The 1,259-nt window shown below is 65.1% G+C and carries 2 protein-coding genes; both read right to left on the bottom strand.

The features are described from left to right. Nucleotides 1-40: 40 nt before the first annotated feature. A complete protein-coding gene (locus tag C9J87_RS19285; protein ID WP_232820126.1) occupies nucleotides 41-859 on the bottom strand; it encodes an IS3 family transposase in 819 nt (272 codons plus the stop codon). Between the two features lie 47 nt (nucleotides 860-906). Further along, nucleotides 907-1,194 (bottom strand): transposase, encoded by a 288-nt coding sequence (locus C9J87_RS19280; protein ID WP_107706356.1) that lies wholly within the window; start codon nucleotides 1,192-1,194, stop codon nucleotides 907-909. Nucleotides 1,195-1,259 lie beyond the last annotated feature (65 nt).

Raw genomic sequence — 1,259 nt, 5'->3', positions numbered from 1 at the left:
TGACCTGTAACCGGTTCTCCGGACGGTTTGGGTGTGTTGATCATGCCGCCGGGTTGGCGGTCTTGTGAAGGCGTTCGAACTCGACCGGTGACTGGTAGCCGAGTCCTGAGTGACGTCGGACGGGGTTGTAGAACGCTTCGATCCACTCGAACATCGCGTTGGCCAACTCGGCCCGGGTGGTCCAGTAGCGGCGGTCGAGGAGCTCGATCTGCATGGAGCCCCAGAACGATTCCATGAGCGCGTTGTCGTAGGCGCAGGCGACCTTGCCCATCGATCCCAGCAGCCCGGCCTCGCGCAGCCGGTGCCCGAAGAGCCACGACGTGTACTGGGCTCCGCGGTCCGAGTGCAGGATCGTCCCGACCGGCTTGCGACGCATCCGGGCCATCTCCAGGGCATCGACGACGAGCTCGGTGCGTAGGTGGTCGGCGATGGACCAGCCCACGACCCGACGGCTGAAGACGTCGAGGACTGCTGCGCAGTAGACCCACCCCTCGCTCGTGCGGTGCTGGGTGATGTCGGTGACCCACAGCCGATCCGGGGCGTCGGCTTTGAAGTCTCGTTGGACGTGGTCGGGCCACGTTGCCTCGGATCGTTGTCCGTGGCGCCATTTGCGGCGGTGGACCCCAGCTAGGCCGTGAGTGGCCATCAACCGGGCGACCTTCCTGCGCCCGACGTGATGTGAGCGACCCAGCACCAGCTCGGCATGAACCCGCCGGACGCCGTAGGTCGCCCGGGCCGCGGCGTGGACCTCGATGATCACGTCAAGCAGATAGGCATCGGCGACATCGCGGTCCGATGGTGGCCGCTTGATCCACTCGTAGTATCCCGACGTCGAGACTCCCAAGACCCGGCACGCCACCGCGACGGGGAACCCGTCAGCGGCAAGCTCACGAACGAACCGGAACCCTATTTTGGGAGCACGTTCTCCCGAGCGAAGTAGGCCGAGGCCCGCTTCAGGATCTCGATCTCCATCGCCTGGGTGCGGTTCTCGCGACGAAGGCGGACCAGCTCGGCCATCTCGTCACTCGAGAGACCCTCGCGCTTGCCCTCGTCGACATCGGCCTGGTTCATCCAGCGACGAAGACCGGACTCTGCGATCCCCAGATCCTTCGCGATCTGAGAGATCGGCTTCTCCCGCAACCGTGCGAGCTCAACAGCCCTGCGACGGAACTCCGGGTCCTTGGGTGCCGGCATAACGGACTCCTCTCCGAGACGATTCTCGCCTCAGCATCGGTGTCCGGGAAACCGGTTACAGGTCA

Origin of the sequence: Nocardioides allogilvus (assembly GCF_003047285.1) — a bacterium.
Taxonomy (GTDB): domain Bacteria; phylum Actinomycetota; class Actinomycetes; order Propionibacteriales; family Nocardioidaceae; genus Nocardioides; species Nocardioides allogilvus.
The sequence above is the reverse complement of the archived record's forward strand: the minus strand, read 5'-3'. Positions and strand labels throughout refer to the sequence as shown.

Coding starts and splice junctions, on each gene's coding strand:
- C9J87_RS19280 (WP_107706356.1), bottom strand. CDS start 1,194: ATGCCGGCACCCAAGGACCCGGAGTTCCGTCGCAGGGCTGTTGAGCTC.